The sequence below is a fragment of the Citrobacter sp. Cpo090 genome (assembly GCF_030332665.1).
GTDB lineage: Bacteria > Pseudomonadota > Gammaproteobacteria > Enterobacterales > Enterobacteriaceae > Citrobacter > Citrobacter portucalensis.
Genome location: NZ_JAOWHK010000025.1, coordinates 1498217 through 1513021, shown reverse-complemented (window position 1 = coordinate 1513021; position 14805 = coordinate 1498217). Strand labels below are relative to the sequence as shown.

The 14805-nt window shown below is 54.9% G+C and carries 11 protein-coding genes; 6 read left to right on the top strand and 5 right to left on the bottom strand.

The window, feature by feature from the left end:
* Positions 1-11 precede the first annotated feature (11 nt).
* The 3 genes from fepC to fepD are packed head-to-tail and all read right to left on the bottom strand — an operon-like array spanning position 12 to position 2802.
* The gene (fepC, locus tag OGY83_RS10030; RefSeq protein ID WP_032941813.1) at positions 12-809 is read right to left on the bottom strand and encodes an iron-enterobactin ABC transporter ATP-binding protein; all 798 of its coding nucleotides are present in this window, start codon (positions 807-809) and stop codon (positions 12-14) included.
* A complete protein-coding gene (gene fepG / locus OGY83_RS10025; protein WP_191227615.1) occupies positions 806-1798 on the bottom strand; it encodes an iron-enterobactin ABC transporter permease in 993 nt (330 codons plus the stop codon). Before fepG ends, fepC begins: the two co-directional genes overlap by 4 nt.
* Entirely contained in the window at positions 1795-2802 is a 1008-nt protein-coding gene (fepD, locus tag OGY83_RS10020; RefSeq protein ID WP_220709020.1) for a Fe(3+)-siderophore ABC transporter permease, read from the bottom strand. The genes fepG and fepD overlap by 4 nt, the downstream gene beginning before the upstream one ends.
* 109 nt (positions 2803-2911) lie before the next feature.
* Here fepD and entS point away from each other — a divergent pair, with 109 nt between their 5' ends.
* Positions 2912-4147, top strand: a complete 1236-nt coding sequence (entS, locus tag OGY83_RS10015) for an enterobactin transporter EntS (protein ID WP_194211084.1) — start codon at positions 2912-2914, stop codon at positions 4145-4147.
* A 61-nt stretch (positions 4148-4208) separates the two neighbouring features.
* Here the strand turns inward: entS and fepB are convergent, their stop codons facing one another.
* Positions 4209-5165, bottom strand: a complete 957-nt coding sequence (fepB, locus tag OGY83_RS10010) for a Fe2+-enterobactin ABC transporter substrate-binding protein (protein ID WP_044699495.1) — start codon at positions 5163-5165, stop codon at positions 4209-4211.
* A gap of 187 nt (positions 5166-5352) precedes the next feature.
* Between fepB and entC the strand changes: the two genes are divergently transcribed.
* Genes entC through entH form a run of 5 tightly spaced genes read left to right on the top strand, consistent with a single transcriptional unit; the run spans position 5353 to position 10212 of the window.
* Positions 5353-6528, top strand: coding sequence for an isochorismate synthase EntC (gene entC / locus OGY83_RS10005; RefSeq protein ID WP_048235908.1), 1176 nt, complete (start codon positions 5353-5355; stop codon positions 6526-6528).
* A gap of 31 nt (positions 6529-6559) precedes the next feature.
* Positions 6560-8170 carry a (2,3-dihydroxybenzoyl)adenylate synthase EntE gene (gene entE / locus OGY83_RS10000; protein ID WP_286635786.1) on the top strand — a complete coding sequence of 537 codons (1611 nt, stop codon included), beginning with the start codon at positions 6560-6562 and terminating at the stop codon, positions 8168-8170.
* A gap of 13 nt (positions 8171-8183) precedes the next feature.
* Complete coding sequence (locus OGY83_RS09995) at positions 8184-9041, top strand: isochorismatase (RefSeq protein ID WP_044712739.1); 858 nt, start codon at positions 8184-8186, stop codon at positions 9039-9041.
* Positions 9041-9796: a 2,3-dihydro-2,3-dihydroxybenzoate dehydrogenase EntA gene (gene entA, locus OGY83_RS09990; RefSeq protein WP_286635785.1), complete on the top strand. Its 756-nt coding sequence runs from the start codon at positions 9041-9043 to the stop codon at positions 9794-9796. Before OGY83_RS09995 ends, entA begins: the two co-directional genes overlap by 1 nt.
* Positions 9797-9798: 2 nt before the next feature.
* Positions 9799-10212 carry a proofreading thioesterase EntH gene (gene entH / locus OGY83_RS09985; RefSeq protein WP_003022055.1) on the top strand — a complete coding sequence of 138 codons (414 nt, stop codon included), beginning with the start codon at positions 9799-9801 and terminating at the stop codon, positions 10210-10212.
* Between the two features lie 44 nt (positions 10213-10256).
* Here entH and OGY83_RS09980 read toward each other — a convergent pair whose 3' ends face one another.
* A complete protein-coding gene (locus OGY83_RS09980) occupies positions 10257-14633 on the bottom strand; it encodes an autotransporter outer membrane beta-barrel domain-containing protein (protein WP_286635784.1) in 4377 nt (1458 codons plus the stop codon).
* Positions 14634-14805: the final 172 nt, after the last annotated feature.

Genomic DNA, 14805 nt, shown 5'->3' with positions numbered 1-14805 from the left:
GGTATTACTTGCTATTTGTTACGTCCGAGCGGTACCACTAACGGCGTTCCGGCAACCGGATCGTCGATAATCATACAGCGCAACCCATAGATTTTTTCAATAAGCTGTGCGGTGACTATTTCCTTCGGCGCACCCTCGGCAATAATTTTTCCGTCCCGCAGCGCAATCAGATGCGTCGCATAGCGACAGGCCTGATTGAGGTCGTGCAAAACGGCGGCCAGCGTGTAGCCTTTCTCCCGGTTTAACTCACTCAGCAGTTCCAGCAGATCGATCTGATGACTGATATCCAGCCAGGTGGTGGGTTCATCGAGCAGCATAATCGACGTTTCCTGCGCCAGCACCATCGCAATCCATGCACGCTGACGTTGTCCGCCGGAAAGGGTATCCACGCTTTGTGATGCCAGGTGGGTAATCCCCGTCGCCTGCATGGCGTTTGAAACCGCAATTTCATCCTCTTGCCGCCAGCGGGTAAACAGCGGCTGGTGCGGGTAGCGCCCACGAGCAACCAGCTCCTGTACCGTAATATCTCCCGGCGTGGTGGCGTTTTGCGCCAGCAAACCTATTCTGCGGGCGACTTCTTTGCTGGCATAGTGCTGAATATGCTCGCCGTCGAGCCAGACCTTGCCGTGCGCGGGCGTCATCAGACGACTCAGCGTGCGCAGCAGCGTTGATTTCCCGCAGCCGTTTGGCCCGATAATCGCGGTGAAATGGCCGTCGGGAATCGACACATTGAGGTTTTCCGCTACGGTAAACTTGCCATAACCCAGCGTTAACTGGTCGCCACGCAAACGGGCTACTGATTCGATCATTTTTTGCGGGACTCCTGAATTAACAAGACGATAAGATAAATACCGCCGAGGCTTACGGTGACAACGCCCACCGGAAGCTGATAAGGCATAAACAGCTGCTGGGCGCATAAATCCGCCATCAGCAGCAGCAAGGCGCCGCACAGCGCTGACAGGGTTAATCCCCAGCGCGATGTGCCGCTTATACGTCGCGCGATATGCGGCGCGACAAGGGCAATAAACGAGATAGGGCCTGCCAGCGCGGTGGCGGCAGCGGTCAGTACTACCGCAACTAGCATCATCATCAGGCGTGAACGCTCTACGCTGACGCCAAGCGCACAAGCACTGTCATCACCCATTTCCAGTAAGCGCATCCGGCGCACCAGCAGCGTGGCGCACACCAGCATGATGATAATCAGCGGGGCAGACGGCCAGGTTTTGGCCCAGGTCAGGCCATTGAGCGATCCGGCGTTCCACAGCCCGGCCGTCAGCGCGGTTTCTAATGATGCTTTCAGCAGTAGCCAGGTGTTGAACGCCACCAGCATGGCGCGAATGCCGATACCGATAATAATCAGCCGGAAGGTGTCGATACCATTGCGCCAGGCGAGCGCCCAGACCACCAGAGAGGTTAGGATCCCACCCAGCATGGCCGCCAGCGCGATAGCGGTGAGATGCTGTCCGAACAACACCATAGCCACCAGCACGCCGCTCCAGGCGCCAGTATTGAAACCCATCACATCCGGGCTGCCCAACGGGTTACGCATCAGCGACTGAAATATTGCGCCGCTCACGCCGAGCGCTGCGCCAATCAATAGCGCCATCAGCACGCGTGGCAAACGCCATTCGGTCACCACCAGCGTAATACTGCGCGGCGCATCACCGAGCAGGGCGGCAATAATTTGCTCGGTTTCCAGCGTGACAACGCCGCTACGCAGGCTCCACAAACCAATGACGAGACAACCTGCAACCAGCAGCAGGCTGCTGATTATCAGGCGGCGGGAGAGGTGCATCATGCGCCACCTCCGCGCGATTTACGGCGTACCAGAAAGATAAGCACCGGTGCGCCGATGAAGGCGCTGACCACTGACACGCGCAGCTCGCCGGGAACGATCAGGCGACCGATGATATCGGCAATTAGTAACAGAGAAGGGGTTGCCAACAGGGTTACGGGCAGTGACCAGCGGTGGTCTGCCCCCACCAGCCAGCGCGCTATGTGCGGCATCATCAGGCCGATAAAGGCGATAGGACCGACAATCGCGGTCGCACTGCCGCACAGTACGGTAATAACCAGCAGGCCAATAAACTGCGTTCGAGCGACTTTACTGCCAAGCGCGGTAGCGGTGTCGCTGCCGAGGCTCAGGCTATTCAGGGCGCGACTGAGGAACAGGGCGACAGCCGCGGCAATCAGTACCGGTACCAGCACAACCTTCAGCGTTTGCAGGCTGCGGATATCCAGTGAGCCGGCCTGCCAGAAACGCAGCTGATCGTAAACGTCCGGGTTGAGCAGGGCGATGCCGGTGGATAATCCTTCCAGCACCGCGCCCAGCGCAACGCCCGCCAGCGTCAGACGTACCGGACTTAACTGCCCGCCGCCCTGACTGCCGGTAAAAGCTACGATCAGCGACGCAGCCAGCGCACCGCAAAAGGCCATCAGCAGCTGCTCTTGCGCAGAGGAAAAGCCGAACAGCGCGGCCCCCAGCACAATAGCGAAGCTGGCGCCGGAGTTGACACCCAGAATGCCGGGATCGGCGAGAGGGTTACGCGTGAGCGTTTGCATTAGTGCACCAGCCAGGCCCAGCGCACCACCGGCGAGCAGCCCCGCCAGCGTGCGCGGCAGGCGCGCGTCCAGCACGATGGTGCAATCAGCACTTTGACAACTGCCGGTGAGCGCATCCAGCACCACGGAGGCAGGTAGCGACTTGGCGCCAATAACCAGACTTAATACCGTGGTGAGAACAAGTAATAACAATAGTCCGGGCACAGCGAAGGCGCGTGTCGCGGAAACAGAGCATGACATATCAACTTCCCTGATAATGATAGTAATTATCGTTATCGATCTTATTTGGATATGTTAGCATGTGCAGCCATCGAATGGATATTGAAAAAGTACCTGGTAAGGCTCTGTAATGAATCGACAATCCTGGCTGCTCAATCTCAGCCTGTTAAAGACCCACCCTGCATTTCGCGCTGTCTTCCTCGCCCGTTTTATTTCCATTGTCTCTCTGGGGCTACTCGGCGTGGCGGTTCCGGTACAGATCCAGATGATGACCCAGTCGACCTGGCAGGTGGGTTTGTCGGTGACGTTGACCGGTAGCGCAATGTTTATTGGCCTGATGGTGGGCGGTGTGCTGGCCGACCGCTATGAGCGTAAAAAAGTGATCCTGCTGGCACGTGGAACCTGCGGTATTGGCTTTATTGGTCTGTGTCTGAATGCGCTGCTGCCCGAACCGTCGTTACTGGCAATTTATCTGCTTGGCTTATGGGATGGTTTCTTTGCCTCGCTGGGTGTAACCGCTTTGTTGGCGGCAACGCCGGCGCTGGTTGGGCGGGAGAATCTGATGCAGGCCGGGGCGATTACCATGTTGACGGTACGCCTGGGCTCGGTAATTTCACCGATGCTTGGCGGGGTGCTGCTCGCGACCGGCGGCGTGGCCTGGAACTACGGACTGGCGGCGGCTGGCACATTTATTACTTTGTTACCTCTGCTGAGCCTTCCCGCACTGCCACCTCCGCCGCAGCCGCGCGAGCATCCGCTGAAATCGCTGCTGGCAGCATTTCGCTTTCTGCTTGCCAGTCCCCTGATTGGCGGCATTGCGTTGCTTGGTGGTCTGTTGACCATGGCGAGCGCCGTGCGCGTGCTGTATCCGGCATTGGCGATTAACTGGCAGATGTCGAGTGCGCAAATTGGCCTGCTGTATGCAGCCATTCCTCTTGGCGCTGCGGTGGGGGCATTGACCAGTGGCCAACTGGCGCACAGCGTGCGTCCGGGACTGATTATGCTGGTATCGACCGTGGCTTCGTTCCTGGCTATCGGTCTGTTTGGCTTGATGCCCGTCTGGCAGCTGGGTGTGGTTTGTCTGGCGCTGTTCGGTTGGTTGAGTGCGGTCAGCTCTTTGTTGCAGTACACCCTGTTACAGACGCAGACGCCGGAAGCGATGCTCGGGCGAATTAACGGTTTGTGGACGGCGCAAAACGTCACCGGTGATGCGATTGGCGCGGCGCTGTTAGGTGGTCTGGGCGCGATGATGACGCCGGTTGCTTCGGCAAGCGTGAGTGGGTTTGGACTGGTGATTGTCGGTCTGTTACTGCTGCTGTTGTTGGGAGAGGTACGCCGATTCCGGCAAATCCCCGTGAATGTCTGATCGCGTTGTGCCCTACGTTTTGTAGGCCGGATAAGGCGTTAGCCGCATCCGGCGCTGGCCATTAAAACAGAGCCGACAGACGTTGCAGCAGCAGCGTTGCGCTGTAGTAGTCGAGACGGAAGGTTTCCGTACCCAGGGCGTAAACTCGTTTGTTTTGCACGGCTGGCAGATGCGCCAGAAGCGGATTGGCGTAAATAGCGTCGGCATCTTTGCTGTCGCCAGCAAACAGGAACAGCGCTTCGCCGTTCAGGCCTGCCGCCAGGTTCTCACCGCCAAGCTGGATGATATCGTGGCGTTTGCCCTGACTCTGACTGGTGTGCAAGTTGGCAGGCAGCGTTGCCAGCGTGAAACCTAACTGCTCCATCAGCTTGCCTTGCGCTGACTCAGGCGTCCACAGGTTGGCGCTGTGCGCCGCGGCGGTATATACCAGCGCGCTGACCGGTTGTGGTGGCAGGGTAATACGTTGCTTAACCGCCTGCAGTTGCTTATCAAACTCGGCAATACGCGCAGCTGCCTGTTGCTCCTGACCGGTAATTTCACCTAACTGGGTCAGCAGCGACTGCCAGCTTTTATCGTCGTAATTAATGATGAGCGTTGGCGCAATGGTGGACAGCTGATCGTATAGCGCGAGGGCAGAATCTCCCCCGGTGGCGCTGACCAGAATCAGATCCGGCATTTGAGCTGCGACAGCCTCGGCGCTCGGTTCGCCGATATACAGGCGGCTCAGTTTGCGTTCTTTTGCCACTTCGCTCCATTGGCGTAAAAAGCCCTGCGCATCGCCGATGCGATTGTTCGGCGTAGTAGCGCCGCTGGCAATGACCGGGGCATCAATCGCCAGCAGCGAGCCGGTGAGGGTCACGCTGGTGGAGACAATTCGCTGCGGTTTATGTTCCAGCGTATGCGTGCCGCGGCTGTCAGTAACCTGACGCGGCCAGTCGGCGGCGTGACCTGAAGAAATTCCTGAAAGAGATAAACCTGCCAGTAAGAGCACGGTGCGGCAAAAAGAGGGGAGACTCACGAATCAGCTTCCTGTTATCAGTATAAGTAATGCTTCTCATTTTCATTGTTAGCGAGCAAGGATGCAAGCCAAAGTCGCACATTGTGCTACCACAAGAGTTGACATACCGCCGCTTTACTTTTAGGTTAGCGACCGAAAATATAAATGATAATCATTATTAGAGCCTTTATCATTTTTGGAGGATGATATGGATACGTCACTGGCCGAGGAAAAAACGCAGACTATGCCGACGCTCGCTCCCGACAGTTTTTTCTTTATGTCGCCGTACCGTAGTTTTACGACGTCAGGATGCTTCGCCCGCTATGCGGAACCGGCAATTGATGGCGATTCGCCAGACAGCCCTTTCCAACAAAAAATGAACGCACTGTTTGCTGATGCCAAATCGCAGGGCATCGCGAACCCTGTCATGGTCGGGGCGATTCCCTTTGATACCCGCCAGCCATCATCGCTGTTTATTCCCCAATCGTGGCAGAGCTTTTCTCGTACGGCGAAGCAGCAATCATCACGTTACTTTACCGCGCATCAGTCGCTGAACGTCGTTGAACGTAAATCGATCCCGGAACAGGACTTTTTTGAAGATATGGTCGCCCGGGCGGCTGCGCTGACGTCCACTCCGGAAGTCGACAAAGTGGTGTTGTCACGCCTGATCGATATCACCGCCGATGCCAACATTGACAGCGGTGCGCTGCTGGAGCGTCTGGTGGCGCAAAACCCGGCGAGCTACAACTTCCATGTACCGATTGAAGACGGCGGCGTATTGATTGGTGCCAGCCCGGAACTGTTACTGCGCAAAGAAGGCGATCGTTTCAGTTCTCTGCCGCTGGCGGGCTCTGCACGTCGTCAGCCTGATGATGTGCTGGATCGCGAAGCAGGGATCCGCCTGCTGGCATCTGAGAAGGACCGCCATGAGCACGAACTGGTGACGCAAGCGATGAAAACGGTATTGCGCGATCGCAGCCGTGAACTGCAACTGCCTTCTTCTCCGCAGCTGGTTACCACGCCGACGCTCTGGCACCTCGGCACGCCGTTTGAAGGTAAAGCCAACCCGCAGGAAAACGCCCTGACGCTGGCGTGCTTGCTGCATCCGACGCCTGCGCTGAGCGGCTTCCCACACCAGGTTGCGCGCAAGCTTATCGCCGAGCTGGAGCCGTTCGATCGCGAACTGTTCGGCGGCATTGTCGGCTGGTGTGATGCCGAAGGTAACGGCGAGTGGGTGGTGACGATCCGCTGTGCGAAGCTGCTGCGCAATCAGGTACGTTTCTTTGCCGGAGCAGGAATTGTTCCAGCCTCTTCCCCGGTTGCGGAATGGCGCGAAACGGGGGCTAAGCTCTCCACGATGTTGAATGTTTTTGGACTGCACTAAGAGCCTTGTGGACTGGTTTTAAGGAGCAATAATGAGTATTCCTTTCACCCGCTGGCCGGATGAGTTTGCCCGCCGCTATCGTGAAAAAGGTTACTGGCAGGATTTGCCGCTGACCGACATTCTGACCCGTCACGCCGACAGCGAGCATACGGCGGTAATTGATGGTGAACGCCATCTGAGCTATCGCCAACTGAATCAGGCCGCTGACAATCTTGCCTGCAGCTTGCGTCGCCAGGGGATCAAACCCGGCGAAACCGCGCTGGTACAACTGGGCAATGTGGCTGAGCTGTATATCACCTTCTTTGCGTTACTCAAGCTGGGCGTAGCTCCGGTGTTGGCCCTGTTCAGCCATCAGCGTAACGAGCTCAACGCCTATGCCAAACAGATTGAACCGGCGCTGCTGATTGCCGATCGCCAGCATACGCTGTTTAGCGGGGACGATTTTCTTAACGCTTTTGTGGCCGAACACAATTCAGTGCGCGTGGTGCAACTGCGTAATGATGAAGGTGAACACAATCTGCAAACGGCGATAAACCAGCCTGCGACTGATTTTAGCGCCACGCCATCGCCTGCTGATGAGGTGGCGTACTTCCAGCTTTCTGGCGGGACGACCGGGACGCCAAAGCTGATTCCTCGCACTCATAACGATTACTACTACAGCGTACGTCGCAGCAATGAGATTTGCCGCTTCACCGGGGAAACGCGTTATTTATGCGCGATCCCGGCGGCGCATAACTACGCCATGAGTTCGCCAGGCGCGCTGGGTGTATTCCTGGCCGGTGGTACCGTGGTGCTGGCGGCTGACCCGAGCGCAACCCTGTGTTTCCCGCTGATTGAACAGCATCAGGTTAACGTCACGGCGCTGGTGCCACCTGCGGTGAGCCTGTGGTTGCAGGCGATTGCGGAGTGGGGCAGCAATGCGCAACTGGCTTCGCTGAAACTGCTCCAGGTTGGTGGAGCGAGGCTTTCCGCCACGCTTGCGGCGCGTATTCCGGCCGAGATTGGCTGCCAGTTGCAGCAGGTCTTCGGCATGGCTGAAGGGCTGGTGAACTACACCCGTCTGGACGACAGTCCTGAGCGCATCATCAATACCCAGGGTCGCCCGATGTGTCCCGATGATGAAGTCTGGGTAGCAGACGCTGACGGCAACCCCTTAGCCCAGGGAGAGACCGGACGTCTGATGACGCGTGGTCCGTACACCTTCCGCGGTTATTTCAAAAGCCCTGAGCATAATGCCAGCGCCTTTGACGCCAACGGTTTTTACTGTTCCGGCGATCTGATCGCTATCGATCCGGATGGTTACATCACCGTTCAGGGGCGTGAAAAGGATCAGATCAACCGCGGCGGAGAGAAGATCGCCGCTGAAGAGATTGAAAACCTGCTGCTGCGCCATCCAATGGTTATCCATGCCGCGCTGGTCAGTATGGATGACGAACTGATGGGCGAGAAAAGCTGTGCCTGGCTGGTGGTGAAAGAACCGCTGCGCGCGGTGCAGGTGCGCCGTTTTCTACGCGAACAGGGCATAGCGGAATTTAAATTACCCGATCGTGTTGAGTGCGTTGAGTCATTACCGCTGACTCCAGTTGGGAAGGTAGATAAAAAACAATTACGTCAGTGGCTGGCATCACGTTCACTGGCCTGAAGGAGAAATAGAAATGGCAATTCCTAAACTGCAGGCTTATGCGCTACCAACGGCGCTCGATGTTCCGGTGAACAAAGTCGACTGGGCATTTGACCCTGAACGCGCCGCGCTGCTGATCCACGACATGCAGGATTATTTTATCGGCTTTTGGGGTGATAACTGCCCGATGATGGAGCAGGTCGTCGCGAACATCGCCGCGCTGCGCCAGTACTGCAAAGAGCATAACATTCCGGTGTATTACACCGCTCAGCCGAAAGAACAAAGTGATGAAGACCGCGCTCTGCTCAATGATATGTGGGGACCGGGCCTGACGCGTTCGCCGGAACAACAAAAGATCGTTGAGGCGCTGGCTCCGGATGAAGCGGATACCATTCTGGTGAAATGGCGTTATAGCGCATTTCATCGCTCCCCGCTGGAACAGATGCTCAAGGAAACCGGGCGTAATCAACTGATCATTACCGGCGTGTATGCGCATATTGGTTGTATGACCACCGCAACGGACGCATTTATGCGTGATATCAAGCCGTTTATGGTTGCCGATGCGCTGGCGGACTTTAGCCGTGACGAACACCTGATGTCGCTGAAATACGTGGCGGGACGTTCCGGGCGAGTGGTAATGACCCAGGAGTTATTGCCGACGCCGGTCCCGGCCAGTAAAGATGCGTTGCGCAGCATTATTCTGCCGCTGCTGGATGAGTCCGAAGAGCCGATGGATGACGAAAACCTGATCGACTACGGGCTGGATTCCGTGCGCATGATGGCGCTGGCGGCGCGCTGGCGTAAGGTTCATGGTGACATTGATTTCGTGATGCTGGCGAAAAAACCGACCATTGACGCATGGTGGGCGCTGCTCTCCCGCGAGGTGAAGTAATGGCTGGATTTGATTTTGCCGGGAAAACCGTCTGGGTAACCGGGGCGGGAAAAGGGATTGGCTACACCACGGCGCTGGCATTTGCGAATGCAGGCGCTGAGGTGACAGGATTCGATCGCGAATTTCCTCAGGATAACTACCCGTTTGCGACTGAAGTGCTGGATGTGGCGAATGTCGGACAGGTAGCTGAAGTGTGCCAGCGCGTCCTCAAAGCGTGCGAGCGTTTGGATATTTTGGTCAATGCCGCAGGTATTTTGCGTATGGGGGCCACCGATGCGCTGAGTACTGAGGAGTGGCAGCAGACGTTTGCGGTTAACGTTGGCGGGGCGTTCAATCTGTTTCAGCAGACGATGGCGCAGTTTCGTCGCCAGCAGGGCGGGGCGATCGTGACCGTCGCGTCGGATGCAGCACACACGCCGCGTCTCGGCATGAGTGCTTACGGTGCGTCAAAGGCCGCGCTGAAAAGCCTGGCGTTGACCGTTGGACTGGAACTGGCGGGCAGCGGTGTGCGTTGTAATGTGGTGTCGCCAGGCTCGACCGATACCGACATGCAGCGTACGCTGTGGGTCAGCGATGACGCGGAACAACAGCGCATTCGTGGATTTGGCGAGCAGTTTAAGCTCGGGATTCCGCTGGGGAAAATCGCCCGGCCACAAGAGATTAGCAACACTATTTTATTCCTCGCCTCCGATCTGGCCAGCCACATTACGTTACAGGATATCGTGGTGGACGGCGGTTCCACGCTGGGGGCATGACGATGATCTGGAAACGTCATTTAACGCTGGATGAACTCAATGCCACCAGTCAGAACACGATGGTGGCGCATTTAGGCATGGTCTACACCCGGCTGGGGGATGATGTGCTGGAAGCCGAAATGCCGGTGGATAGCCGCACGCATCAGCCGTTTGGCCTGCTGCACGGTGGCGCGTCGGCGGCTCTGGCGGAAACGCTGGGTTCGATGGCGGGTTATCTGATGACCCGCGACGGGCAATGCGTGGTGGGGACGGAACTCAACGCCACGCATCATCGGGCGGTATCGCAGGGGAAAGTGCGCGGTGTTTGTCAGCCGTTGCACCTTGGGCGTCAAAATCAAAGCTGGGAAATCGTCATCTTTGATGAGCAGGGACGACGCTGCTGCACCTGCCGTTTAGGCACTGCGGTGATGGGGTAAAAGATAAAACGCGTCTGAGCATACCAGACGCGTTTTTGTGTAGATTACCAGTTATAGTGCAGGTTAACGCTGCCACTGAGATCGCTGAAATCGTTGTTTCCTTTCTGCCCTGTTGCCTGCGCGCTAATGCTCCACTGATTGTTGATAGCGGCCTGGATCCCGAGTTTTATTTCAGCGCGATCGGCGGGAAGATCCAGGTTTACCGTTGAGTTATCAAAGGATACCGCCATATCATCGGTCATATGTAGCCAGTTGACTTCGGCGAATGGCTGAAGAACCGCATTGGTTGTCGGTGACGAACCCTCGACACGAAGACCGAGGCGAGTGGTCCAGTTTTCGCTATTTTGACCGTCAATACGCGTATTGTGTGCTTGCACGCTGTCTGCTTTGTAGCTTTGCCAGACAACCTGTAATTGCGGTATCAGACTTAACGATTGGTTACTGGCGAAGTCCATCGTATATCGATAGCCGCTTTCCAGAGAGAGAGCGTTGGCGGTTGAGTCGTAATGTGTTGTTCCTGCATCACCGTTTTCAACGCTATTATCGTAGAAACCATATTGATACCAACTGTCGACATACCAGCCACGATGACGCATAGCATCAGCATACCAGGTTGCGTAAACGCCCAAATTGTAGCCGTCGATATCTCCAGTGGCTGAAAACTGGCTGCCATCTGCGCCGCGGTTTCCTGTGCTATCTGTACTGCCATTGATATAGCTTCCCATGAGTCCCAGCGTCAGACTTTGCTGACCGTTGTTCCAAGTGGCGATATCCCCGCCAAGTTGGAACTGGACGTAATCGCTGTCCATGTCGACATTTCCATCCGCAGCAGTAGAGTCCGTGTTTCCGCCTTTTACACGTAGCCATAAGTCGCCTTCATGTGAACGATACTGGCTATCTTCACGGTCGAACAGCGTTTGCATTTGTAGCTCGCGGGCCAGCCACTGATTCCCCAGATAAGCACCGATATCGGCACGGTATTGTGGATTTGATGGTTTCCCGTCGCTGCCGCCGCCGTCGGGGTCGACAGGGGTTACGTCGCTGCCGCCGTCGTCGGGGTCGACAGGGGTTACGTCGCTGCCGCCGTCATCGGGGTCGACAGGGGTTACGTCGCTGCCGCCGTCATCGGGGTCGACAGGGCTTACGTCGCTGCCGTCGTCGTCAGGATCGACAGGAGTAATATCTCCCCCGTCATCGGGTGTCTCCGCCTGTGAACGCAAATACCAATTTTCATTATCTTCGTATAAGCGATATTCATACGGCCCAATCAGGACCCGATTGCCCAGCGAGAAAGCATCATCTGTTGATGTACCGCCAACATTCACAATTTCAATACCCTGGTCGGTGAATGCGCCTTCTCCTCCAGCCTGGTTGATGTACAGCGTGGTTTTACCGTCCACGTCACCCGTTACAATTAGCTGATCGGTTGGGGAGCTATCATCCCCTAAATAGGTATTGAGTGTCAGGCTACCGTCAGTGCCGGTGTAGTCGTCGCTAATACCGGTATAGTTGCCGTTAATGGTCAATGTATTGCCCGGCGTCGTCCCGGAGCTTGCGATACTGCCCTTGTTGGTGACATTACCGTTTATGATAAAACCGCTTTGGGCGGCAGTATTGTCGGCAAAGCGTAATGTTCCAGCGTTGTCCACGTTGCCGTTAACGACGCCATTGCCACCTAAGGTTGAACCTTGCCCGACGGTGACATACTGCTGACTGCCTGCGGCACCAATAATGCCTGTCTCTATTAGCCATAACGTTCCCTCCTGCACGGCGGTGGTACCGCTATAAGTGTTATTCGACGTCAGAGTGAGTGTGCCTTCTCCTTTTTTGGTCAGGCTCTTACCGTCCCAACCGCTGCGCGTATCTGATGCGACGTCTTCCAGTTGGCTATTGACAGTAAACTGTTTGCCGCCATCGAGGGTGAATGTGCCGTGCGCAGGGGTGGCGACGGAGCCAGAGTGTCCGGCATACCAGCTCAGGCCAACACCCAATTGGTATTGGGTGTTATCTGTGGCGCTGATTTGCCCGAATACTGACAGGTAATCCGGCATTGAGTCAGTATCCGTTGATAAGCTGGCAAAATCTCCGGTGATTGCAGAGTCTGTATCAATCAACGTAATGGTTTCAATGTCTTGTAATTGAGCGTCGGAGGTGAGTGTGCCGATATCCAGTGCGTTGCCGCTATTACTGATATGTAAATCACCATCTAACGCAATTTCACCCCCGGTAATCAATGGTGCGCTATTGGCGCTGGCCAGGGCTGCTGCGCTAAGATCAACATTCAGGATGCTACTTTCCTGCAACGTCAGGCTATTAGCATGTAATGTGCTGTCGGCTGCCAGTTCTACGGTACCCGCATTGTCCAGTGATGTCAGGGTTGAACTGTCAGTAACGACCCATTTACCTTGATCGGCGAGCGTAAGGCTAAGCTCAGAGTCCAGACCCTGGGTGTTAAAGTCGTGATTGATGGATGTTGCGCCCTCAAAATAAGATCCCGCATCCATTGTCAGATTGATATATCCCCAGCCGCTGTTAACGATGTCGCCGATAATCGTCATTTTTCCCGTACCGTTGATGGTGCCACCGGGCAATATATTGCTGCCGGACGACACTTTAGGTACCCAGATAGCGATTCCATCGTCGTTGGTTTTAATCGTTGTGTCACCACTCAGATTGACGATGCCGCCCTGTTGAACCATAACGCCAGAAGCGTTGCTGGCTCCTGTCATGTCGATGTTCATGTCGCTGGCATTAATAATGCCAGCGCGGGTAAAACTGTTATCGCCTATAGCCGAAAGCCCGTAGGAATTGCCTCCGTTCATAATGATGTCGGTATTGGATATATTAATAGTTGAACCACTAAATTGTGCTGATGCGCCATAGCCTCCCGAGGCATAAATTGTGTTTCGATTATCTTGAGAACCGTTGAAATTGATCGTTGATGGGTCAGAAAAAGATGTGTTGGCTACCAGCCCGTACGTTTTGGCGGTGTCGCTTCGTCCGTCGATCGTACTGCCTTCACCAATATTAACGACGGTGGCATACATGCTGCTTTGAGCTGTTATCGCTGTTCCTTGCGCTGTTTTTACCGTCAGGTTATCCGCGTCAAGTTCCCCGTATCCTCGGCCAGTGAGGTAAATAGTTGACGCCGTTCCGGTGGCGCTGATGGAACTGCCGGAACCGAGATCTACCAGACCTCCCTCTATACGGATACCTTCGGTTTTGCCGCCGGTCACTTCAATTGTCAGGTTTTCGGCATGTGCTACGGCAGTGACGTCTTCTTTTTTTGTCGCCGAATAATCTCCGACAAACAGACCATATCCTTCGGAAAAGCCTGCCACGGTTATGGTCGAGTCGTGGCCAAAGTCGATGTTGCCTGAGATGTCTGCGCCGCGGCCACTTGTGTGTCCTGTAGAGGTAGTGGATACATCGATCGTCAGGTTATTAGCAGCGATCTGACTTCCCATTCCTGACGTCAATCCATAGGCCGTTCCACCTGGAGTGGAGAGCGTTATCTTACTGCCTTCACCCAGATTAATATGGTTGTTTGACCCTGTCTGAATTCCATAAATCATCACTGTATTTGCCGAGTCTACCGTTGTGACATCGATAACCAGGCCGTTCGCATTGAGTGTTGTATCTTTGCCGAAATAGAGACCACTGCCTCTCTCGGTACCACTGTTGATTTCTATGTGGGTGTTGTCTCCCAGATTGAGCGTGGTTTTCTCTGCCCTGGAGGTATCGATACCCGTCGCTTTACCGGCGGAGTTGGAGGTGACATGAATGGAGCCGCCATCCATGGTGAATGTATTACCGCCATCATAGAAAAAGACCCCGGTACTATTTCCGTTATGGGATTCAACGTTGATTTTGCTTCCTTGCCCGAAGTCGAGAGATGAATCCTTACCGTGAATATAAACACCATAGGCGGTGTTGTTACTAGCAACGTTAATTAATAGGTTGTTGGTATCGATGCGAGTACCCGGATTTACATTACTAATGTAAACACCATTTGTTGAGCTTGTGGTGGTTGAACCAGTATCGGTTACGTTAATCTGTGTATCGTTTCCTAAATCATTTATCACACCGTTATCGAGTTTAACGCCGATTGAACCGCTATCCCCCGTAACGTTAATTGATGCCTTACCCTCAATTTGCACTCCTTGACCACCGGTCACGGTGCTATCGATACCCGTCTCTCCTGATAATGACGTTATAGTGTCACCATTGTTCAGGATGATGGTTTCTCCGCTCAGTGGCCCTTTATCTGCGGCAAGGGCGCCGCTGGTCATGATGCCGACGGTTGATAAAAGTACCCCGGCAACGGTGGTTCGTACCCGGTTATCGCCACGAGAGCGTTCTGACACGACGATGAACATGTTTCGCGCGATATTCCAGACAATGCGATAGCATTTATTCATTATTTATATCCTTATAAAATTATGCCGCTATTAATGAACAACATTCTGCGTAAAATGATTTTGGATGTTTCTATGTGTGCTTTTGAAATATATATCAGAAGGTGGTGGTGATAATTTTATGTAATTTTGCTTAATCAATATTGCTTTGGATTATAGGTAGGCGTTATCGCTA

Excerpts from the sequence above, each read along its gene's own strand:
- entS (WP_194211084.1), top strand. The coding sequence starts at position 2,912 with ATGAATCGACAATCCTGGCTGCTCAATCTCAGCCTGTTAAAGACCCAC.
- entC (WP_048235908.1), top strand. The coding sequence starts at position 5,353 with ATGGATACGTCACTGGCCGAGGAAAAAACGCAGACTATGCCGACGCTC.
- entA (WP_286635785.1), top strand. The coding sequence starts at position 9,041 with ATGGCTGGATTTGATTTTGCCGGGAAAACCGTCTGGGTAACCGGGGCG.
- fepD (WP_220709020.1), bottom strand. The coding sequence starts at position 2,802 with ATGTCATGCTCTGTTTCCGCGACACGCGCCTTCGCTGTGCCCGGACTA.
- fepG (WP_191227615.1), bottom strand. The coding sequence starts at position 1,798 with ATGATGCACCTCTCCCGCCGCCTGATAATCAGCAGCCTGCTGCTGGTT.
- OGY83_RS09995 (WP_044712739.1), top strand. The coding sequence starts at position 8,184 with ATGGCAATTCCTAAACTGCAGGCTTATGCGCTACCAACGGCGCTCGAT.
- fepC (WP_032941813.1), bottom strand. The coding sequence starts at position 809 with ATGATCGAATCAGTAGCCCGTTTGCGTGGCGACCAGTTAACGCTGGGT.
- OGY83_RS09980 (WP_286635784.1), bottom strand. The coding sequence starts at position 14,633 with ATGAATAAATGCTATCGCATTGTCTGGAATATCGCGCGAAACATGTTC.
- entH (WP_003022055.1), top strand. The coding sequence starts at position 9,799 with ATGATCTGGAAACGTCATTTAACGCTGGATGAACTCAATGCCACCAGT.
- entE (WP_286635786.1), top strand. The coding sequence starts at position 6,560 with ATGAGTATTCCTTTCACCCGCTGGCCGGATGAGTTTGCCCGCCGCTAT.